The following is a 20,529-nucleotide window of genomic DNA, read 5'->3' on the forward strand; positions in this document are numbered from 1 at the left end:
GCTCAGGGCTCCTGGTGGGAGAGGGCGCGGACGGTGCGGGACGGGCTGGGTCGGCCCAGTTGTTCGGCCATCCACACGCTCGTGGCGGTGAGCGGACCGAGGTCGACCCCGGTGTCGATACCGAGGCCGGTGAGCATCCACAGAAGGTCTTCGGTGGCGAGATTGCCGGTGGCGCTCTTGGCGTACGGGCAGCCGCCGAGGCCGCCGGCGGAGGCGTCGACGGTGGTCACGCCGTGCCGGAGCGCGGCGAGGGTGTTGGACAGGGCCTGTCCATAGGTGTCGTGGAAGTGCACGGCGAGCCGGCCGGTCTCCACGCCCGCCGCGTTCAGCGCGGTCAGCAGGGCGGTGACATGGCCGGGTGTGGCGACGCCGATGGTGTCGCCGAGGCTCAGCTCGTCGCACCCGAGGTCGAGCAGGCGGCGGCTGACCCGTACGACCCGCTCGACGGGGACGGCGCCTTCCCAGGGGTCGCCGAAGCACATGGAGAGATAGCCGCGGACGGTGGCGCCCGCGTCCTTGGCCGTGGCCACGACCGGGGCGAACATCTCCAGGGACTCGTCCACGGTGCGGTTGAGGTTGGCCTTCGCGAAGGACTCCGTGGCGCTGCCGAACACGGCGATCTCGCGGACGCCGAGGGCGAGGGCGCGGTCCAGGCCGCGCCGGTTGGGGACGAGTACGGGCAGGCGGGCGTTCACGCCGTCGAGGAGCGGCATGAGCCGCTCGGCGTCCGCCAGCTGGGGCACCCACTCGGGGCGCACGAAGCTCGTCGCCTCGACGGTGGTCAGGCCCGCGGCGGCGAGGCGGCGGATGAACTCCGCCTTCACCTCGACCGGCACGACCGTCTTCTCGTTCTGGAGACCGTCGCGGGGGCCCACCTCGTGGATCCGCACGCGGGCGGGGAGGGCCGGGTCGGGCACGGCCATGGGCAGTCCGTCGATCATGACGTCTCCTCCTGCTCCGCCGGATGCTCCGCCGGAGCGACGACGGCCAGGACCTGGTCCATGGCGACGGTGGCGCCGGCCGTGACGTCCAGCTCGGTGACGGTGCCGGCGTGGGGGGCGGAGATGACGTGCTCCATCTTCATCGCCTCGACGACGAGGAGGCTCTGCCCGGCGGTGACCCGGTCCCCGACGGCTGCCTTCACGACGGTGACGGTGCCGGGCATGGGGGCGGTGAGGGCGCCGGCGTGGGCGGCCGCGGTGCCGCCGCGCGTTTCGAGGGGGTCGTGGGTCTGTACGTGCCAGGTGTCGGCGTCGCGGCCGAGCCAGGTGCCCTCCGGGCCGGTGGTTCGGGTGAAGGTGTGGGTGATGCCGTTGAGCTCGATGGTGATGGTGTGGGGGGTGAGGGTGACGATGCGGGTGGGTTGGGTGGGGTTTTCTTCCCCGGCCCCGCCCCTTCCCGAAACCGGCCCCCGGGAGGCCGACGACTCGGCGCCGGCAGGGGTGGGTTCAGGGGCTCGGCTGATCTCCCTGTTCGCCCCCGTGCCCCGGACGCGGAGCGTCACCGGGTCCTGGCCCGGTACGCGCATGTGGTGCGGCGTCCACGCCGGTTCGCCGCCCAGGCGCCAACCCGTCGGGAGCGAGAACGGGTCCGTCCAAGTGCTCTCCGTGCGGAGTGCGGCCGGTTCCAGGGCCGCCTGGCGCAGCAGGGCCGCCGCAGCGTACACCTCGTCCGGGACGGACGTCCGTACCAGCGTCGCCGCGTCGCGGTCCACCAGACCCGTGTCCAGCGCGCCCGACACCACCGACGGGTGGGCCAGCAGCCGGCGCAGGAAGCCCGCGTTCGTCTCGACGCCCAGGACGACCGTCTCCGCCAGCGCCGCCCGCAGCCTCCGCAGTGCCGTCGGCCGGTCCGGGCCGTACGCGATGACCTTGGCGAGCATCGGGTCGTACGACGTGCCGACCTCCGTGCCCTCGGAGAGGCCCGAGTCGACCCGTACCCCTTCACCCGCCGGCTCGCGCAGCAGCCGCACCGTGCCCGCCGACGGCAGGAAGTCGACGCGGTCGCCGGTCACCCGGGCCGTCTCCGCGCAGATCCGCGCCTCCACGGCGTGCCCGGTCAGGGTGACGTCCCGCTGCGCGCGGTCCAGCCGCTCACCCGCGGCGACCCGCAGCTGCCACTCCACCAGGTCCAGTCCGGTGACGAGCTCCGTCACCGGGTGTTCCACCTGGAGGCGGGTGTTCATCTCCATGAAGTAGTACGCGGACGGGTCCTCGCCGGGGACGATGAACTCCACCGTGCCCGCGCCGGTGTATCCGCAGGAGCGGGCCGCCTGCACGGCGGCCTCGCCCATCGCGGCGCGGGTGGCCTCGTCCAGGAGGACGCTCGGCGCCTCCTCGATGATCTTCTGGTGGCGGCGCTGCAAGGAGCACTCGCGCTCACCGAGGTGGATGACGTCGCCGTGGCCGTCCGCCAGGACCTGGATCTCGATGTGGCGGGGGCGGTCGACCCAGCGCTCGACGAGCAGCGTGTCGTCGCCGAAGGAGCCCCGCGCCTCGCGTCGCGCGGCGGCGATCTCCTCGCCCAGCAGGGCCTCGTCGCGGACGAGCCGCATGCCCTTGCCGCCGCCGCCCGCCGAGGGCTTGAGCAGCACGGGCATGCCGATCTCCCGTGCGGCCGCGGTCAGTTCGGCGTCCGTCAGGCCGCTGCCCGACGAGCCGGGGACGACCGGCACGCCCGCCGCCCGTACGGTCTCCTTGGCGCGGATCTTGTCGCCCATCAGCTCTATCGCCCCGGCGGGCGGGCCGATGAAGGCGAGCCCGGCGTCGGCGCAGGCGCGGGCGAAGGCGGCGTTCTCGGCGAGGAAGCCGTAGCCGGGGTGGACGGCCTGGGCGCCGGTCCGTGCGGCGGCCTCCAGGAGGCGCTCGACGGACAGATAGCTCCGCGCGGCCGCCGCCGGGCCGATCCGTACGGCGGTGTCCGCCTCGCGCACATGGCGGGCGTCCGCGTCGGCGTCGCTGAACACCGCGACCGAGCGGACGCCGAGCGCCCGCAGGGTCCGGATGACGCGGACCGCGATCTCGCCGCGGTTGGCGACCAGGACGGTGTCGAACATGGTCACGTCTCCTCTCACATCCGGAAGACGCCGTAGCCGGGCGCCGCGGGGTCCTTGTCGGGCAGCGGCGCGTTCGCGCACGCCGTGAGGGCGAGACCGAGGACGGTCCGGGTCTCCAGGGGGTCGATCACGCCGTCGTCCCACAGTCGCGCGGTGGCGTAATAGGCGCTGCCCTGGGACTCGTACTGCTCGCGGATCGGGGCCCGGAAGGCGTCCTCCTCCTCGGTGCTCCACCGCTCGCCGCGCGCCTCGATCTGGTCGCGCTTGACCGTCGCGAGCACCGAGGCGGCCTGCTCGCCGCCCATGACGGAGATCTTCGCGTTGGGCCACATCCACAGGAAGCGGGGTGAGTAGGCCCGGCCGCACATGGAGTAGTTGCCCGCGCCGTACGAGCCGCCGATGACGACCGTGAGCTTGGGGACGCGGGTGCAGGCCACCGCCGTGACCATCTTCGCGCCGTGCTTGGCGATGCCGCCCGCCTCGTACTGCCGCCCGACCATGAAGCCGGAGATGTTCTGCAGGAAGACCAGCGGGATGCCGCGCTGGTCGCACAGCTCGATGAAGTGCGCGCCCTTCTGGGCGGATTCGGAGAAGAGGATGCCGTTGTTGGCGACGATCCCCACCGGGTGGCCCTGGATCCGGGCGAAGCCGGTCACCAGCGTCTGCCCGAACTCGGCCTTGAACTCCGCGAACCGCGAGCCGTCCACCACGCGCGCGATGACCTCGCGCACGTCGTACGGCGTCCGGGAGTCCGCGGGCACCGCGCCGTAGAGCCCGGCCGGATCGGCCTCGGGCTCCTCCGCCGGCTCCACGGGCCAGGGAAGCGCGCCGCGCTCGGGCAGCGTGGAGACGATGGTCCGGACGATCCGCAGGGCGTGCGCGTCGTCCTCGGCGAGGTGGTCGGTGACGCCGGAGACCTTGGAGTGGACCTCGCCGCCGCCCAGCTCCTCCGCCGTGACCACCTCGCCCGTGGCGGCCTTCACCAGCGGCGGGCCGCCCAGGAAGATCGTGCCCTGGTTCCGGACGATCACGGCCTCGTCGCTCATCGCGGGGACGTACGCGCCGCCCGCCGTGCAGGAGCCGAGCACCGCGGCGATCTGCGGGATGCCCGCGCCGGACATCCGGGCCTGGTTGTAGAAGATCCGGCCGAAGTGCTCGCGGTCGGGGAAGACCTCGTCCTGCATCGGCAGGAACGCGCCGCCGGAGTCCACCAGATACAGGCACGGGAGCCGGTTCTCCAGGGCGACCTCCTGCGCGCGCAGGTGCTTCTTGACGGTCATGGGGTAGTACGTGCCGCCCTTGACGGTGGCGTCATTGGCGACGATCACCACCTCGCGGCCCGAGACCCGCCCGATCCCCGAGATCACCCCGGCGGCCGGCGCGGCCCCGCCGTACATCCCCTCGGCCGCCAGCGGCGCGAGCTCCAGGAAGGGCGAACCGGGGTCCAGCAGGGCGTCCACCCGGTCGCGCGGCAGCAGCTTGCCGCGCGCGGTGTGCCGCGCCCGCGCCTTCTCGCCCCCGCCCAGCCGCGCCGCGGCGAGCCTCGCCCGCAGCTCCGCGGACAGCTCGCGGTGCGCGGCCTCATTGGTCCGCCAGGCGTCGGACGCCGGATCGGCGGTGCTCCCCAGCACCGGTGCCTGCTGCATGTACTCGAGCTCCCTTGCTCGGTTAATGAGCGTTAACACATTGCGTTCAGGTTAACGACCACTAACGCCGCTGTCTAGAATTACTTTCGTGAACGACGCAGCGACCCGCACCCCGGCGGCCCCGGCCGCCCTCACCCGCCGCGAGCAGATCCTCCGGGAGGCCGCCCGGCTCTTCGCCGAGCGCGGCTTCCACGGCGTCGGCGTGGACGAGATAGGGGCCGCCGTCGGCATCAGCGGCCCCGGCCTCTACCGCCACTTCGCCGGCAAGGACGCGATGCTCGCCGAGCTCCTGGTGGGCATCAGCGAGCGGCTCTTCGCCGGTGGCCGCGAGCGCGTCGCCGAGGCCACCGCGGCGGACGGCGGCCCGGCCGCCGTCCTCGACTCGCTCATCGACGGGCACCTCGACTTCGCCCTGGACGACCGCGACCTGATCACCCTCCACGACCGCGAGCTGGGCCAGCTGCGCGACAGCGACCGCAAGCGGGTGCGCTCGCTCCAGCGGCAGTACGTGGAGCTGTGGGTCGACGTCGTGCGCGCCCTGCACCCCGGCGCCTGCGAGGCCGACGCCCGCGCCGCCGTCCACGCCGTCTTCGGCCTGCTCAACTCCACCCCCCACCTCGGCCGCCCCGGCGCCCTCCCCGGCCGCGCGGCCACCGCGGCCCTGCTGCGCAGGCTCGCGCTGGGGGCGCTGGCGTCGCTCTCGGACGGCTCACCGGGCTGACCGGGGCGCTTTCGTTCGGCTCTGGACAGTTCTGGTGACCCCCGGGTAACTTGCGCCCTGAGCGAGCGCTTAGGCATGCCGGTCGCGGCATGCGTGGACGAGGGGGCACCACTTGCGTCGGACCGTGTACAACGAGGACCACGAGGCGTTCCGGGAGACCATCCGCGACTTCATCGCCGCGGAGGTCGTGCCCGTCTACGACGAGTGGCGGGCGGCCGGCTCCGCGCCGCGCGAGTTCTACAAGAAACTCGGCGAGCTGGGCGTCTTCGGCATCGAGGTGCCCGAGGAGTACGGCGGCGCCGGCGAGAGCAGCTTCAAGTTCCAGGCCGTCATCACCGAGGAGTGCGCCCGTGTCGGCGTCAGCTTCGGCGGCAGCGGTGTGCACACCGCGCTGTGCCTGCCCTACCTCCTGAAGTACGCCAACGAGGAGCAGAAGCGGCGCTGGCTGCCGTCCTTCGTCTCCGGCGACATGATGACCGCCATCGCCATGACCGAGCCGGGCACCGGCTCCGACCTGGCCGGCATGAAGACCACCGCCAAGCTCTCCGAGGACGGCACGCACTACGTCCTCAACGGCGCCAAGACCTTCATCACCGGCGGCGTCCTCGCCGACCGCGTCCTCGTCTGCGCCCGCACCGCGCCGGCCACCCCCGAGGACCGCCGCGGCGGCATCTCCATCCTCGCCGTCGACACCACCTCCGAGGGGTACGCCGTCGGCCGCAAGCTGGAGAAACTGGGCCTGCACTCCTCCGACACCGCCGAACTCTCCTTCACCGACGTCAAGGTGCCCGTCGAGGATCTGCTCGGCGAGGAGGGCAAGGCGTTCGGCTACCTCGGCCACAACCTCCCGCAGGAGCGCCTGGCCATCGCCGTCGGCGCGTACGCCCAGTCCGCCGCGGCCGTCGACTTCGCCAAGGCGTACACCCGGGACCGCACCGTCTTCGGGCAGTCCGTCGCCGCCTTCCAGAACACCAAGTTCGTGCTCGCCGACTGCAAGTCCGAGGTCGACGCGATGCAGGCGGTCGTCGACCGGGCCCTGGACGCGCACGACGCGGGCGAACTGACCGCCGCCGACGCCGCGTCCGCCAAGCTCTTCACCACCGAGCGCGCCGCCGTCGTCGTCGACAAGTGCCTCCAACTGCACGGCGGCTACGGCTACATGATGGAGTACCCCATCGCCCGGCTCTACGCGGACACCCGCGTCACCCGCATCTACGGCGGTACGAGCGAGGTCATGCGCTCCATCATCGCCAAGTCGATGGGCCTGTAGACGGCCCGCGATGAACGAAGCACGTGTGACGAACGAAGCCCTCCAGGACCTCCTCGACCTCCTCGACCTCGAACGGATCGAGCGGGACATCTTCCGCGGCACCAGCCGCCCCTCGCTGGTGCCGCGCGTCTTCGGCGGCCAGGTCGCCGCGCAGGCCCTGGTCGCCGCCGGGCGCACGGTCCCCGACGACCGGCTCCCGCACTCCCTGCACGCCTACTTCCTGCGGCCGGGCGACCCCGGCGCGCCCATCGTCTACACCGTCGACCGGATCCGCGACGGGCGCTCCTTCACCACGCGGCGTGTCGTCGCCGTCCAGCACGGGCAGCCGATCTTCCACCTCTCCGCGTCCTTCCAGACGTACGAGGAGGGGCTGGAGCACCAGGAGCCGATGCCGTACGCGCCGGACCCGCTCACCCTGCCGACCGCCGCCGAGATGCTGCCCGCGCACGCGCACCGCTTCGCGGACCCGGCGGTCGTGGAGCGGCTGCTGGACGCCCGGTCGGCGGTCGACCTGCGCTACGTCGACGCCCCGCCGTTCGCCAGTGTGGGCGAGGAGCGCGAGGCGAAGTCGCAGGTGTGGTTCCGGACGAACGGCAAACTGGCGGACGATCCCCTGCTGCACGTCTGCCTGGTCACCTACGTCTCCGACATGACCCTGCTGGACTCCGTGCTGCTCGCCCACGGGCGCGGTGGCTGGACGGTCGGCGACGTGGTCGGCGCGAGCCTGGACCACGCGATGTGGTTCCACCGCCCGTTCCGCGCCGACGAGTGGCTGCTGTACGACCAGGAGAGCCCCACGGCGCAGGGCGGCCGGGGGCTCGCCAAGGGCCGGATCTTCACGGAGAACGGGCAGTTGGCGGTCTCCGTGATCCAGGAGGGCGTCGTGCGGGTGCCGCGCGGCGGCCAGTAGCATGACGGGTCGTCATACCGGCCGACGGGGGAGGGGACCCGAACGATGAACGGCACCGACGCGACACCGATGGCGGGCGTCCTCCGGGGCCTGCTGCTGACCGTGGGCTTCCTGATGATCGCGACCGCGGTCGTCGTGGGCTTCCTGCTGCACGGGCGTGTGGTGGAGATGGTCGGCACCGCGCGGATGGTGAGCGGAATGGCCCTGCGCCTGGGGGAGTTCGCCCTGCTGTCGGGCGGCGCGTGGTGCGCCGTGCGCGGCTGGAACGGGCGGATGGACTGACGGCCCGATGGCCGACGGCCGATGGGCTGACGGACTGGATGGACCGACGGCCGGAACGGCCGGGCCGCGCTTCGGCCCGGCCGGCTTCCGCTACGCGGCCGTAAGGCCCGCCGCCGTCAGCAGATACGCCGTCATCGGCTCGTAGAACCGCGGATCGACGACATGGTCGTCCATCGGCACCGCCACCTGGAGCGTGCCCTCCGCCTCCGCGAGGAAGAGCGCCGGGTCGTTGGAGTCCGCGTAGCCGACCGCGTCGATGCCGCGCTGGGCCGCGCAGCCCGCCCAGCCGTGGTCGGCGACGACCAGGTCCGGCAGCGGCTCGCCCTCCCGCAGCAGGCCGTCGAGGATCGCGGCCATCGGGTGGGGGGAGTGGGTGTGCCAGAGCGTCGCCCCGCCCTCGTACACCGCGACGTCCGCGAACTGCACGACACAGCCCTCGTCCGCGGTCAGCCCGCCCGGGATCCGGACGATCTCGCAGCCCGCCGCGCGCAGCGCCCCGGCCGTGGCGTGGTGCACGTCCAGCAGCGCGCCCGGGTGACCGGTCGCGAAGAGCACCCGCCGCCGGCCCTCCGCCGCCTTGCGCAGGACGTTCGCCATGCGGTCCAGGGCGTCGACGGTCAGCTCCGGGTCGATGTGGTCCTGTCCGGCCCGGTGGCCCAGGTCGTCGCTGACCCCGCAGCGCTCGGCCATGACGGCCAGCACGTCCTGCTCGTCCGTCCAGCGGTCGCCCAGCTCCAGGCCGAGCCAGTACCGGCGGTCGCCGTTCGCGAGCTTGCGGTAGTGGTCGAGGTTGTTCTCGCGCGGGGTCGCCACGGCGCCCGCGATGCGGGCCCGCACGAGGTGGTCGATCAGTTCGGCTCGGCTGGGTGCGCGGCTGGTTATCGGCATACGGCTCATTGTCTCCCCCGAGGGCGCTGCGATGGACGTGGTGTCCATATGGCGGGTCCGGACTCACGGATACGTACATGTGCGGAATCCGCCGCCCTGCCTACCCTCGGGTACGTCCACCGCAGCCGCCCCGACGTTGATTCGACCGTAACGCGTCCGTGATTTCGAGAGGCCCTCGCATGCACACCCCCGCCCCCCGTGAACCGCGCGGCCCCGTCGACTCCTCCCGCATCCCGCGCTACGCGGGCCCCGCGACCTTCGCGCGCCTGCCGCGCCTGGACGAGGTAGGCACCGCGGACGTGGCCGTCGTCGGCGTGCCGTTCGACTCCGGTGTCTCCTACCGCCCCGGCGCCCGCTTCGGCGGCAACGCCATCCGCGAGGCGTCCCGCCTCCTGCGCCCGTACAACCCGGCGCAGGACGCCTCCCCCTTCGCGCTCGCGCAGGTCGCCGACGCCGGTGACATCGCCGCGAACCCGTTCAACATCGACGAGGCCGTCGAGACCGTCGAGGCCGCGGCCGACGAGCTGCTCGGCACCGGCGCCCGCCTGATGACCCTCGGCGGCGACCACACCATCGCGCTGCCGCTGCTGCGCTCGGTGGCCAAGAAGCACGGCCCGGTCGCGCTGCTGCACTTCGACGCGCACCTGGACACCTGGGACACCTACTTCGGTGCCGAGTACACCCACGGCACCCCGTTCCGCCGGGCCGTCGAGGAGGGCATCCTCGACACCGAGGCGCTGTCCCACGTCGGCACGCGCGGCCCGCTGTACGGCAAGAAGGACCTCACCGACGACGAGAAGATGGGCTTCGGCATCGTCACCTCGGCCGACGTCATGCGCCGCGGCGTCGACGAGATCGCCGACCAGCTGCGTCAGCGCGTCGGCGACCGCCCGCTGTACATCTCCATCGACATCGACGTCCTGGACCCGGCCCACGCCCCCGGCACGGGCACCCCGGAGGCGGGCGGCCTGACCTCCCGCGAGCTGCTGGAGATCATCCGCGGGCTGTCCTCCTGCAACCTGGTCTCCGCCGACCTGGTCGAGGTCGCGCCGGCGTACGACCACGCGGAGATCACGTCCGTGGCGGCGTCGCACACGGCATACGAGCTGACGACGATCATGTCGCGGCAGATCGCCGCCGCACGCGCCTGAGCGGTGCGTGCGGGGGCTCCGCCCGGACCCCGGTCCTCAATCGCCGGACGGGCTTGATCAAGCCCGTCCGGCGATTGAGGACGCCCGCCGCAGACGCGACGGTGCCGCACTGGCGGCGTCAAGGCTGCGTAAGGCCGGGCCCCCGGCCCGACAAGGCCCCGTAAGGAAACGGTCACGGTCCGTGCCGGAACGGTTGAGTTGAGGTGATCTTCCACCTCACTCACACCGCCGAAGGCCGCCCCCTGATGCTCTACCTCGTCCCCGAGCGGGAACCGACCGCACCACGCCGCCGTCGGCAGGCGACCGCCGCCATCGACCCCAAGCAGCTCGCCTCCTCCCTCCCGGACGCCCTCCGCAAGCTGCACCCGCGGGTCATGGTCAAGAACCCCGTGATGTTCGTCGTCGAGGTCGGCTCGGTCCTCACCACGCTCTCCGCGCTGCTCGACCCCTCCGTCTTCACCTGGCTGATCAGCTGCTGGCTCTGGCTGACCGTCGTCTTCGCCAATCTCGCCGAGGCCGTCGCCGAGGGCCGCGGCAAGGCGCAGGCGGAGTCCCTGCGCCGCACCCGCGGCACCATCGTGGCGCGGCGGCTGCGGGCCTGGCGGGTGGGGATGGACCGGTGGGACTGGGAGGAACAGCGCGTACCCGCCGCCGATCTGCGGCCGCAGGACTTCGTGGTCGTCGAGGCGGGCCAGACCGTGCCCGGCGACGGCGAGGTGGTCGAGGGCGCCGCGGCCGTGGACGAGTCCGCGATCACCGGTGAGTCCGCGCCCGTGATCCGCGAGTCCGGCGGCGACCGCTCGGGCGTCACCGGCGGTACGACGGTGCTCTCCGACCGGATCGTCGTCCGCGTCACCTCGCGCCCCGGCCACACCTTCCTCGACCGCATGATCAATCTGGTCGAGGGGACCACCCGGCAGAAGACCCCCAACGAGCTGGCGCTGAACATCCTGCTCTCCTGCCTCACGGTGATCTTCATCCTCGCCGTGGTCTCGCTCCAGCCCATGGCCGGCTGGGCCGGCGCCCCGCAGACGATCACCGTGCTGGTCGCCCTGCTGGTGACCCTGATCCCCACCACCATCGGCGCGCTGCTGTCCGCCATCGGCATCGCCGGGATGGACCGGCTCGTCCAGCGCAACGTCCTCGCCCTGTCCGGCCGCGCCGTCGAGGCGGCGGGCGACGTCAACACCCTCCTGCTCGACAAGACCGGCACCATCACCCTCGGCAACCGGCAGGCGGCCTCCTTCGTACCGGTCAACGGCGTCGCGCACGACCTCCTCGCCGACGCCGCCCAGCTCGCCTCGCTCGCCGACGAGACACCCGAGGGCCGCTCCGTCGTCGCCCTCGCCGAGCGGTACGGGATCCGGCACGGCGACGAGGACTTCGCGCACGGGCGCTTCGTGCCGTTCTCCGCGCAGACGAGGATGAGCGGGGCCGACTTCGCCTTCGAGGGGGAGTTCTGCCGCATCCGCAAGGGCGCGGGCGGTGCCGTCACCGAGTGGGTGGCCCGGCGCGGCGGCGCGATCCCCGCCGAGGCCGGGTGGATCGTCGACTCCATCGCGGCCGGTGGCGGCACCCCGCTGCTCGTCGCCGTCGAGGACCGCTATGGCGCCCGCGTCCTGGGCGCCGTCCACCTCAAGGACGTGGTCAAGCCCGGCATCGCCCAGCGCTTCGCCGACCTGCGGGCGATGGGCATCAAGACGGTCATGGTCACCGGCGACAATCCACTGACCGCCAAGGCCATCGCCGCCGAGGCGGGCGTCGACGACTTCCTGGCCGAGGCCACGCCCGAGCACAAGCTGGCCCGCATCAGGGAGGAGCAGGCCGGCGGCAACCTCGTCGCCATGACCGGCGACGGCACCAACGACGCGCCCGCGCTGGCCCAGGCGGACGTCGGCGTCGCCATGAACACCGGCACCTCGGCCGCCAAGGAGGCCGGGAACATGGTGGACCTGGACTCCAACCCCACCAAGCTCATCGAGATCGTCGAGGTGGGCAAGCAGCTCCTGATCACCCGGGGCGCCCTCACCACCTTCTCGATCTGCAACGACGTCGCCAAGTACTTCGCGATCGTCCCCGCGATGTTCAGCGGCGTGGCGGGCTACGAGGGCCTGGAGAAGCTCAACATCATGGGCCTGCACAGCTCGACCTCGGCCATCGCCTCGGCGATCATCTTCAACGCCCTCGTCATCGTCGCCCTGATCCCGCTCGCCCTGCGCGGGGTGCGCTACGCGCCGTCCACCGCGCACGCGCTGCTGCGCCGCAATCTGCGGATCTACGGGCTGGGCGGGCTCGTCGCGCCGTTCGTCGGCATCAAGCTCATCGATCTGCTGATCCAGTTCATCCCCGGGATGTGACGGGCCCGGCGTGCGACGGGACGACGGGCACTCGGAGGACGCCCGGCACCCGGTGTTCGTACGGAAGTTCCCCGAACGTGGCCCCCGCCTCCCGCGGGGCCCCTACGCTCAGGCCGCAGCCGACCCAGGAAGGCCCTTCCGTGCGCACTCGACCCGCTCTCGCCGCCGTCACCGCCGCGCTGCTGGCGGCCGCCTGCGCGATCGCCGCCCCCGCCGAGGCCGTCCCGCCCGGCGCGTCGCCCGCCTGCTCGCCGTACGCGCGGATCGACGGCTTCGGTGACGGCCTCGACAAGACGGCCTACCGGGGCACCTTCGTGGGCAACCTCTCCGCTCTCGCCGCCGACACGGACGGCACGGTCGCCGCCCTGTCCGACCGGTCCCAGCTGTTCTCCCTGGACGTCCGCCGGGACCTGGACGTCCACCGGAGCCCGAACGTCCACCGGGGCCCGGCCGCCACCCCCGTACGCCTCGTGCCGCTCGCCGACGAGAAGGGCGCCGCGCTCGACGCCGAGGCCCTCGTCGTCGACCGGGACGGCGGCCGCCTGGTCGCCTCCGAGACCGAGCCGTCCGTCCGCCGCTACGACCGGAACGGCACCCTCCGTGGCCGGCTGCCCGTGCCCGGCGCCCTGCGGCCCGCCCCGGCCGGCCGGGCCGTGCCCAACCAGACCTTCGAGGGCCTCGCCCTCCAGCCCGGCGGCCGCACCCTCGTCGCCGCCATGGAGGGCCCGCTCGCCGGGGACGGGCCGGACGCCGGGGGCCGGCCGCTCGTACGCCTCCAGAGCTGGCAGCGGCACGCGCCGGGTGCCTTCCGGCTCGGGCCGCAGTACGCCTACCCCGTCGACCGGGGCCTCGGCGTCGCCGAGATCGCCGCCACCGGCGACGGGCGGCTGCTGGTCCTGGAGCGGGGTTTCACGGCGGGCGTCGGCAACACCGTGCGCCTCTACGTCGCCGACCTGCGCGGCGCGACCGACGTCGCCGCCACCCCGGCGCTGCCGGGCGGCGGCACCCGGCCCGTACGCAAGACGCCGCTCGCCGACCTCGGCGACTGCCCCTCCCTCGGCGCCCCGGCGAAGCAGCCGCAGACCAATCCGCTCCTGGACAACATCGAGGGCCTCGCCATCACCGGCCGCACTCCCGGAGGCTCCCTCCGTCTGCTGCTCGTCAGCGACGACAACGAGAGCCCGAGGCAGACCACGCGCCTGTACGCCCTGACCGTGCGCCTGCCGCGCGCGGCGTAGGTCCCGCGCTCCGGCTCGCCTCCGACCTCCGTTCCCACTTCGTTGCGCCGGGATGAAATCCGCAGCCCACGGCGTTGGGCCCTTGCGTCGGCAGCGGACAGTGGAGGTCTCGGGTGGCGGATACGGACACAACCGGTCAGGGCTGGGCCAAGCGGCTCGCACGGTACTGCTGGCGGTACCGCCGCACGGTGCTGCTCGCGCTCGGCTCCTCGCTCGCCGGCATGGCCGTCATGGCGCTCGTCCCGCTCATACCCAAGCTGATCATCGACGACGTCATAGGTGCCGGCGACCGCCCCCTCGCCCCCTGGGCCGGCCTCCTGATAGCCGCCGCGGTCGTCGTCTACGCCCTGACCTACCTCCGCCGCTATTACGGCGGCCGCCTCGCCCTCGACGTCCAGCACGACCTGCGGACCGAGATGTTCGCCTCGATCGCCCGCCTCGACGGCCGGCGACAGGACGAGCTCTCCACCGGCCAGGTCGTCGGCCGCGGCACCAGCGACCTCCAGCTCGTCCAGAGCCTGCTGTTCATGCTGCCGATGATGATCGGCAACATCCTCCTCTTCGTGATCTCCCTGGCCGTCATGGCGGCCCTCTCGCCGCTGCTGACCGTCATCGCCCTCGCGGTGGCGCCCGCGCTGTGGTTCATCGCCCGGCACAGCCGCGTCAAGCTCTTCCCCGCCACCTGGTACGCCCAGGGCCAGGCCGCCGCCGTCGCGGGCGTCGTGGACGGCGCCGTCACCGGCGTACGCGTCGTCAAGGGCTTCGGCCAGGAGGCGCAGGAGGCCGGAAAGCTCCGCGAGGTCAGCCGCCGCCTGTTCGCCGGCCGGCTGCGCACGGTCCGGCTCAACTCCCGCTACACCCCGGCCCTGCAGGCCGTACCCGCCCTCGGCCAGGTCGCCATGCTCGCGGTCGGCGGCTGGATGGCCACGCGCGGCCAGATCACCCTCGGCACCTTCGTCGCCTTCTCCACCTACCTCTCGCAGCTCGTCGGCCCGGTCCGCATGCTCACGATGATGCTGACGGTCGGCCAGCAGGCCCGCGCCGGCGTCGAGCGCGTCTTCGAACTCATCGACACCGAGCCGGTCATCGAGGAGCGGCCCGACGCGCACGCCCTGCCCGACGACGCCCCCGCCACCGTCGAGTTCGACGACGTCACCTTCGGCTACGACGCCGACCGGCCCGTCCTCGACCACTTCTCGCTGCGCCTCGAACCCGGCGAGACCGTCGCCGTCGTCGGCGCCTCCGGCAGCGGCAAGTCCACCGTCTCGCTGCTCCTGCCGCGCTTCTACGACGCCGGCGCCGGCACGGTGCGGGTCGGCGGCCACGACGTGCGCGACCTGACGACGTCCTCGCTGCGCGCCGCCATCGGCCTGGTGCCGGAGGACAGCTTCCTGTTCTCCGCGAGCATCCGCGACAACATCGCCTATGGGCACCCGGACGCCACCGACGAGCAGATCCGGGACGCGGCGCGCGCCGCCCAGGCCGACGGCTTCATCAGCGAGCTGCCCGACGGCTACGACACCGAGGTCGGCGAGCAGGGCCTGACCCTCTCCGGCGGCCAGCGCCAGCGCGTCGCGCTCGCCCGCGCCATCCTCACCGACCCCCGGCTGCTGCTGCTCGACGACGCGACGTCGGCGGTCGACGCCCGCGTCGAGCACGAGATCCACGAGGCGCTGCGCGGCGTCATGGCCGGCCGTACGACGCTGCTCATCGCCCACCGCGCGTCGACCCTGGCGCTGGCCGACCGCGTCGCGGTGCTCGACGGCGGCCGGCTCGCCGACATCGGCACGGCGGAGGAGCTCCAGGAGCGCTGCGAGCTCTACCGACGCCTGCTGACCGACCCGGAGGAGCTGGCGGGCGTCCGCAAGGACCCCGCGGGGCTCGCGGGCGCGTTCGGCGGCGAGGCGTCGGCCACGGGCCTCACGGAGCGCCCGCGGGCCGACGAGGCGGCGCCCGGCACCCGCAAGCGGACCGTCGTCGACGGCGTCACCCCCGGGCTCTGGGTCCGCAAGGAGCGGCCCGACACCCACGGCGCCCTCGCCGGCATGCCCGCCACCCCCGAGCTGCTGGCCAAGGTGGCGGCGCTGCCGCCCGCGACCGACACCCCGGACGTCGACGAGGAGCGGGCCGCCCGGCCCGAGGAGTCGTACGGCCTGCGGCAGTTGCTGCGCGGCTTCGGCGCGCCGCTCGCGCTGAGCCTGCTGCTGGTGGCCGTCGACGCCGTCGCCGGGCTGCTGCTGCCCGTACTGATCCGGCACGGCATCGACCAGGGCGTCCAGCGCCTGGCGCTCGGCGCGGTGTGGGCGGCGTCCGCCCTCGCGCTGCTGGTGGTCCTCGGCCAGTGGACCGCGCAGGTCGCCGAGACCCGGCTGACCGGCCGCACGGGTGAGCGCGTGCTCTACGCGCTCCGTGTCAAGATCTTCGCCCAGCTCCAGCGGCTGGGCCTGGACTACTACGAGCGCGAGCTCACCGGCAAGATCATGACCCGGATGACGACGGACGTCGACGCCCTGTCGTCCTTCCTCCAGACCGGCCTGATCACCGCGGTCGTCTCCGTCCTCACCTTCTTCGGCATCCTCGTCGCGCTGCTGGTCATCGATGTCGAACTGGCCCTCGTCGTCTTCGCCACCCTGCCGCTGCTGGTCGTCGGCACCGTCGTCTTCCGCCGTCAGAGCGTCAAGGCGTACGAGCTCGCCCGCGAGCGCGTCGGCCTGGTCAACGCCGACCTCCAGGAGAGCGTCGCCGGCCTGCGCATCGTGCAGGCGTTCCGCCGCGAGGCGGCCGGCGCCCGGCGGTTCGCCGAGCGCAGCGACTCCTACCGCCGGGCACGGGTGCGCGGCCAGTGGCTGATATCGGTCTACTTCCCCTTCGTGCAGCTGCTGTCGTCCGTCGCGGCGGCCGCGGTCCTGATCGTGGGCGCGGGCCGGGTGGGCGACGGCACGCTGACGGCGGGCGCGCTGGTGGCCTACCTGCTCTACATCGACCTGTTCTTCGCGCCCGTGCAGCAGCTCTCGCAGGTCTTCGACGGCTACCAGCAGGCGACGGTCTCCCTCGGCCGGGTGCAGAGCCTGCTGCGCGAGCCCACGACGACGCCGGTGGCCCAGGAGCCGCGCCCGGTGGGCGAGCTGGCCGGCGAGATCGTCTTCGACGACGTCCGCTTCCACTACGGCGACGGCGAGGAGGCGCTCTCCGGGATCGCGCTGACGGTCCCGGCCGGGCAGACCGTGGCGTTCGTCGGCGAGACCGGCGCGGGCAAGTCCACGCTGGTGAAGCTGGTGGCGCGGTTCTACGACCCGTCCTCCGGCGCCGTCCGCGTCGACGGCCACGACCTGCGCGAGCTGGACCCCACGGGCTACCGGCACCGCCTGGGTGTCGTCCCCCAGGAGCCGTACCTCTTCCCCGGCACGGTCCGCGACGCCATCGCCTACGGGCGCCCGGACGCCACCGACGCCGAGGTGGAGGCCGCGGCGCGGGCGGTCGGCGCGCACGAGATGATCGCCGGGCTCGAAGACGGCTATCTGCACACCGTCACCGAGCGCGGCCGCAACCTCTCCGCCGGACAGCGGCAGTTGATCGCCCTGGCCCGCGCGGAGCTGGTCGACCCGGACATCCTGCTCCTGGACGAGGCCACGGCCGCGCTGGACCTGGCCACCGAGGCGCTGGTCAACCAGGCCACGGACCGCCTGGCCGGCAAGCGCACGACCCTGGTCGTCGCCCACCGCCTCACCACCGCCGCGCGCGCCGACCGCGTCGTCGTCCTCGACCACGGCCGGGTCGCCGAGGACGGCACGCACGAGGAACTGCTGGCCAGGGACGGGCGTTACGCGGAGCTGTGGCGGACCTTCACGGGGGAGGCCGTTCCGGCGTAGGGGGCGGGGCTACCTTGAGCGGTTGAAGATCTTGAACGCCGGAACACGGGGGGATCCATGCGCAAGCTCACCTACTTCATCGCCATGACCATCGACGGATGCATCGCGGGGCCGGGCGACGAGTTCGACTTCATGATGAGCGTCCTCGACGATGACTACTCCGCGGCGCTGATCGCCGCCTACCCCGACACCCTCCCGTCGCACGTCCGCCCGCACATCGGACTGGGCCCGGAGAACCGGGACTTCGACACGGTCGTCATGGGCCGCGGCACCTACGAGCCCGGTCTGAAGGAGGGCATCACCAGCCCGTACGCGCACCTCGAGCAGTACGTGGTGTCGAAGTCCCTCACCACCAGTCCCGACCCGGCCGTCACCGTCTTCCCCGGCGACCCGCTGGAGCTCGTGCGCGAGCTCAAGTCGCGCGAGGGCAAGGGGATCTACCTCTGCGGCGGCGGCAACCTCGCCGGGCAGCTGCGCTCGGAGATCGACGAGCTGGTGGTGAAGATCTACCCCTTCGTGGCGGGCGACGGCATCCGGCTGTTCGATGCCGAGTTCTCGCCCGAGCGGTACGAACTGAAGGAGTCGCGCACCTTCAAGAACGGCACGGTCGTCGTCCGCTACGGCAAGCCGGATCCGGCGGCGCCGACCGGCTGAGCGAACCGCCCCGCGGGCGCGGCGCGTTCGCGCGTCGCGTTCGTGTGGTGCGAAAGATCGCCTTGTCTGCCGACTGGGTGGTCAAAAGGTCTGGTGCAGTCGATGTTGACCCCGGTAGGTTCACGGCGAACTTTGCGAACCCAGGGGAGGGCGAATGCGCAAGGCGCTCAGAGGGCTGATGGCGCTGGCGGTGCTGACCGGCACCGTCGGTGCCGGTGGTGCGACAGCGGCGACGGCCAGCGCGGCCACCGGCGAGTCGGACATCAAGGAACGCATCCTCAAGATCCCGGGGATGAGTTTCGTCGAGGAGAAGCCCTACGAGGGCTACCGCTACCTCGTCATGACCTATGACCAGCCGGTCGACCACAAGAACCCGGCCAAGGGCACGTTCAAGCAGCGCTTCACGCTCCTGAACAAGTCCACCGACCGGCCGACGGTCTTCTACACCTCCGGCTACAACGTCAGCACCAACCCCGCCCGCAGCGAGCCGACCCGGATCGTCGACGGCAACCAGGTGTCGATGGAGTACCGATTCTTCACTCCGTCGCGGCCCCAGCCCGCCGACTGGTCCAAGCTCGACATCTGGCAGGCGGCCAGCGACCAGCACCGCCTCTACCAGGCGCTCAAGCCCGTCTACGGCAAGAACTGGCTGGCCACCGGCGGCAGCAAGGGCGGCATGACGGCGACGTACTACCGCCGCTTCTACCCGAACGACATGAACGGCACCGTCGCCTACGTCGCGCCCAATGACGTGGACAACAACGAGGACTCGGCCTACGACCGGTTCTTCGCGAACGTCGGTGACCAGGCGTGCCGCAACCAGCTCAACTCCGTGCAGCGCGAGGCGCTCGTCCGCCGCGACGAGATCGTCGGCCGCTACAAGAAGTGGGCCGGCGAGAACGGCAAGACGTTCAAGATCCTCGGCACCGCCGACAAGGCGTACGAGAACGTCGTCCTCGACCTGGTGTGGGCCTTCTGGCAGTACCACCTGCAGAGCGACTGCGCGAAGTCGGTGCCCGCGACGAACGCCTCCACCGACGAGCTCTACAAGTTCCTGGACGAGATCTCGGGCTTCGACGCCTACACCGACCAGGGCCTGCAGCAGTTCACGCCGTACTACTACCAGGCGGGCACCGAGCTCGGCGCGCCCACCTTCAAGTCCCCGCACCTCAAGGGCCTGCTGCGGTACCCCGGGATCTACAGCCCGCGGTCGTACGTGTCGCGTGACATCCCGATGAAGTTCCGCCCCGGTGCGATGGCCGACGTCGACCGCTGGGTGCGCAACGACAGCAAGCGGATGCTCTTCGTCTACGGTCAGAACGACCCGTGGAGCGGCGAGCCCTTCCGCCTGGGCAAGAACGCGGCGGCGCGCGACGACTACCGCTTCTACGCCCCTGGCGGCAACCACGGCTCCAACATCGCCCAGCTCGTCGCCGACGAGCGGGCCAAGGCCACGGCCGAGGTCCTGGAGTGGGCCGGCGTCGCCCCCAAGTCCGTACAGAAGGACACGGCGGAGGCCAAGCCGCTCGCCCCGTACGACACCAAGCTCGACCGGCCGGTCGTGGAGCGGAAGCAGAGCCTGCGCCCGTAACGGCCTTCGGGTCGGCCGGGATCAGGTCAGGCGGCGGGCGCACCCTATGGGTGTCCCGCCGCCGACGTGTACGTACAGGTCGGTGGAGGGCGGGCAGTCGGGGCGCGCGCCGACCTCGCCCGTCACCCGGTACTCCGGCGCGTGCGGCCCCGAGCCGTCGCAGGCGGTCTCCTTCACCACCCCGTCGCGCTCGCTGTAGACGCAGTCGCCGGTCACGGTCAGCGGGCCGCCGCCCATGCCGGGGTCGCCCGGGTGCGGCACCTGGAGGTTGCGCATGCAGGCGTACCCCTCCGGCTTGCTGTCCTCCTCCGAGGAGCCCCGGTCGACCGCGGTGATGTGCAGCACGAAGTCGGTGCCGTCCGGGCAGCGGGGCCCCGTCGCCCGCGGGCCGTTGTAGCGGGCCAGGACGCGGGCGGTGGCCCGTTCGCTGGTGCAGGAGACCTCGGTGTACGAACCGTCGCGGCGGCCCGCGCACTCGTCCCGGGCGAGGAACGCCGCGTCGCGGCCGGGCGCCGAGGGCGAGACGGGGGCGAGGACGGCCGCGTCTCCCCGGTCGCGCTCCCCCCGCGCGCCCGCCGCGCCCATCGGCCCCTGGGCCCGGCACCCGGTCAGCGCGGTCAGCGAGGCCGGTGCCGCGAGCAACACGAGCGCGAGCAGCGCGGTCGGCAGCGCACGATGGCGCATGGTCGTTCCCCCGTCCCCTGTGCGCTCCAGCCTGGCTTCCCGGCACCGGCACACGCCAGGACACGGCTCGGCGCGGCGGTGGAGGAAACAGAGCGCGTGCGGGGCGCGCCACCCGGCTCGCACGCCGGGGCGAGGGGTGCCGCCGCCGGCGCCTTTGGAAGGGGGGCGCGCCGACGGCGGTGCGCTGTCGCACCCCAGGCGGCGGAGAGGGAG

Annotated in this window: 15 protein-coding genes; 10 read left to right on the top strand and 5 right to left on the bottom strand. The window is 72.7% G+C overall.

All coding sequences use genetic code 11. The features are described from left to right. Positions 1–2: 2 nt before the first annotated feature. The 3 genes from ACZ303_RS04460 to ACZ303_RS04470 are packed head-to-tail and all read right to left on the bottom strand — an operon-like array spanning position 3 to position 4,701. The gene (locus tag ACZ303_RS04460) at positions 3–941 is read right to left on the bottom strand and encodes a hydroxymethylglutaryl-CoA lyase (protein WP_467334939.1); all 939 of its coding nucleotides are present in this window, start codon (positions 939–941) and stop codon (positions 3–5) included. Continuing rightward, positions 938–3,055, bottom strand: coding sequence for an acetyl/propionyl/methylcrotonyl-CoA carboxylase subunit alpha (locus ACZ303_RS04465; RefSeq protein WP_467334941.1), 2,118 nt, complete (start codon positions 3,053–3,055; stop codon positions 938–940). The genes ACZ303_RS04460 and ACZ303_RS04465 overlap by 4 nt, the downstream gene beginning before the upstream one ends. A 14-nt stretch (positions 3,056–3,069) precedes the next feature. Beyond that, a complete protein-coding gene (locus tag ACZ303_RS04470) occupies positions 3,070–4,701 on the bottom strand; it encodes a carboxyl transferase domain-containing protein (protein WP_467334943.1) in 1,632 nt (543 codons plus the stop codon). An 88-nt stretch (positions 4,702–4,789) separates the two neighbouring features. On the opposite strand from ACZ303_RS04470, the gene ACZ303_RS04475 reads away from it, so the two are divergent. The 4 genes from ACZ303_RS04475 (at position 4,790) to ACZ303_RS04490 (ending at position 7,884) form a co-directional block, all read left to right on the top strand. Then, a complete protein-coding gene (locus ACZ303_RS04475; protein ID WP_467334945.1) occupies positions 4,790–5,422 on the top strand; it encodes an SACE_7040 family transcriptional regulator in 633 nt (210 codons plus the stop codon). 112 nt (positions 5,423–5,534) lie between these two features. Further along, positions 5,535–6,692 (top strand): acyl-CoA dehydrogenase family protein, encoded by a 1,158-nt coding sequence (locus tag ACZ303_RS04480; RefSeq protein WP_467334947.1) that lies wholly within the window; start codon positions 5,535–5,537, stop codon positions 6,690–6,692. 10 nt (positions 6,693–6,702) lie between these two features. Beyond that, positions 6,703–7,602, top strand: coding sequence for an acyl-CoA thioesterase II (tesB, locus tag ACZ303_RS04485; protein ID WP_467334949.1), 900 nt, complete (start codon positions 6,703–6,705; stop codon positions 7,600–7,602). 45 nt (positions 7,603–7,647) lie between these two features. Further along, positions 7,648–7,884: a hypothetical protein gene (locus tag ACZ303_RS04490; protein WP_467334951.1), complete on the top strand. Its 237-nt coding sequence runs from the start codon at positions 7,648–7,650 to the stop codon at positions 7,882–7,884. 90 nt (positions 7,885–7,974) lie between these two features. Here ACZ303_RS04490 and ACZ303_RS04495 read toward each other — a convergent pair whose 3' ends face one another. Further along, positions 7,975–8,772, bottom strand: a complete 798-nt coding sequence (locus ACZ303_RS04495; protein WP_467334953.1) for a phosphatase — start codon at positions 8,770–8,772, stop codon at positions 7,975–7,977. A 179-nt stretch (positions 8,773–8,951) separates the two neighbouring features. On the opposite strand from ACZ303_RS04495, the gene speB reads away from it, so the two are divergent. The 6 genes from speB (at position 8,952) to ACZ303_RS04525 (ending at position 19,632) form a co-directional block, all read left to right on the top strand. Next, positions 8,952–9,923, top strand: coding sequence for an agmatinase (speB, locus tag ACZ303_RS04500; RefSeq protein WP_467334955.1), 972 nt, complete (start codon positions 8,952–8,954; stop codon positions 9,921–9,923). Between the two features lie 245 nt (positions 9,924–10,168). Next, on the top strand, positions 10,169–12,280 hold the full coding sequence (gene kdpB / locus ACZ303_RS04505) for a potassium-transporting ATPase subunit KdpB (protein ID WP_467335789.1): 2,112 nt from the start codon (positions 10,169–10,171) through the stop codon (positions 12,278–12,280). 140 nt (positions 12,281–12,420) lie between these two features. Then, the gene (locus ACZ303_RS04510; RefSeq protein WP_467334957.1) at positions 12,421–13,518 is read left to right on the top strand and encodes an esterase-like activity of phytase family protein; all 1,098 of its coding nucleotides are present in this window, start codon (positions 12,421–12,423) and stop codon (positions 13,516–13,518) included. A 113-nt stretch (positions 13,519–13,631) separates the two neighbouring features. Next, positions 13,632–17,387, top strand: coding sequence for an ABC transporter ATP-binding protein (locus tag ACZ303_RS04515; RefSeq protein WP_467334959.1), 3,756 nt, complete (start codon positions 13,632–13,634; stop codon positions 17,385–17,387). 57 nt (positions 17,388–17,444) lie between these two features. After that, the gene (locus ACZ303_RS04520) at positions 17,445–18,041 is read left to right on the top strand and encodes a dihydrofolate reductase family protein (RefSeq protein ID WP_467334961.1); all 597 of its coding nucleotides are present in this window, start codon (positions 17,445–17,447) and stop codon (positions 18,039–18,041) included. A 154-nt stretch (positions 18,042–18,195) separates the two neighbouring features. Next, a complete protein-coding gene (locus tag ACZ303_RS04525; protein ID WP_467334963.1) occupies positions 18,196–19,632 on the top strand; it encodes a S28 family serine protease in 1,437 nt (478 codons plus the stop codon). A 21-nt stretch (positions 19,633–19,653) separates the two neighbouring features. Here ACZ303_RS04525 and ACZ303_RS04530 read toward each other — a convergent pair whose 3' ends face one another. Continuing rightward, positions 19,654–20,316 carry a hypothetical protein gene (locus ACZ303_RS04530; protein WP_467334965.1) on the bottom strand — a complete coding sequence of 221 codons (663 nt, stop codon included), beginning with the start codon at positions 20,314–20,316 and terminating at the stop codon, positions 19,654–19,656. Positions 20,317–20,529 lie beyond the last annotated feature (213 nt).

It is taken from the genome of Streptomyces sp. NPDC023527, from assembly GCF_055560115.1.

Bases quoted from the DNA above. Each gene is read 5' to 3' on its own strand.
- ACZ303_RS04460 (WP_467334939.1), bottom strand. From the start codon at position 941: ATGATCGACGGACTGCCCATGGCCGTGCCCGACCCGGCCCTCCCCGCC.
- ACZ303_RS04465 (WP_467334941.1), bottom strand. From the start codon at position 3,055: ATGTTCGACACCGTCCTGGTCGCCAACCGCGGCGAGATCGCGGTCCGC.
- ACZ303_RS04470 (WP_467334943.1), bottom strand. From the start codon at position 4,701: ATGCAGCAGGCACCGGTGCTGGGGAGCACCGCCGATCCGGCGTCCGAC.
- tesB (WP_467334949.1), top strand. From the start codon at position 6,703: ATGAACGAAGCACGTGTGACGAACGAAGCCCTCCAGGACCTCCTCGAC.
- ACZ303_RS04490 (WP_467334951.1), top strand. From the start codon at position 7,648: ATGAACGGCACCGACGCGACACCGATGGCGGGCGTCCTCCGGGGCCTG.
- ACZ303_RS04495 (WP_467334953.1), bottom strand. From the start codon at position 8,772: ATGCCGATAACCAGCCGCGCACCCAGCCGAGCCGAACTGATCGACCAC.
- speB (WP_467334955.1), top strand. From the start codon at position 8,952: ATGCACACCCCCGCCCCCCGTGAACCGCGCGGCCCCGTCGACTCCTCC.
- kdpB (WP_467335789.1), top strand. From the start codon at position 10,169: ATGCTCTACCTCGTCCCCGAGCGGGAACCGACCGCACCACGCCGCCGT.
- ACZ303_RS04520 (WP_467334961.1), top strand. From the start codon at position 17,445: ATGCGCAAGCTCACCTACTTCATCGCCATGACCATCGACGGATGCATC.
- ACZ303_RS04525 (WP_467334963.1), top strand. From the start codon at position 18,196: ATGCGCAAGGCGCTCAGAGGGCTGATGGCGCTGGCGGTGCTGACCGGC.
- ACZ303_RS04530 (WP_467334965.1), bottom strand. From the start codon at position 20,316: ATGCGCCATCGTGCGCTGCCGACCGCGCTGCTCGCGCTCGTGTTGCTC.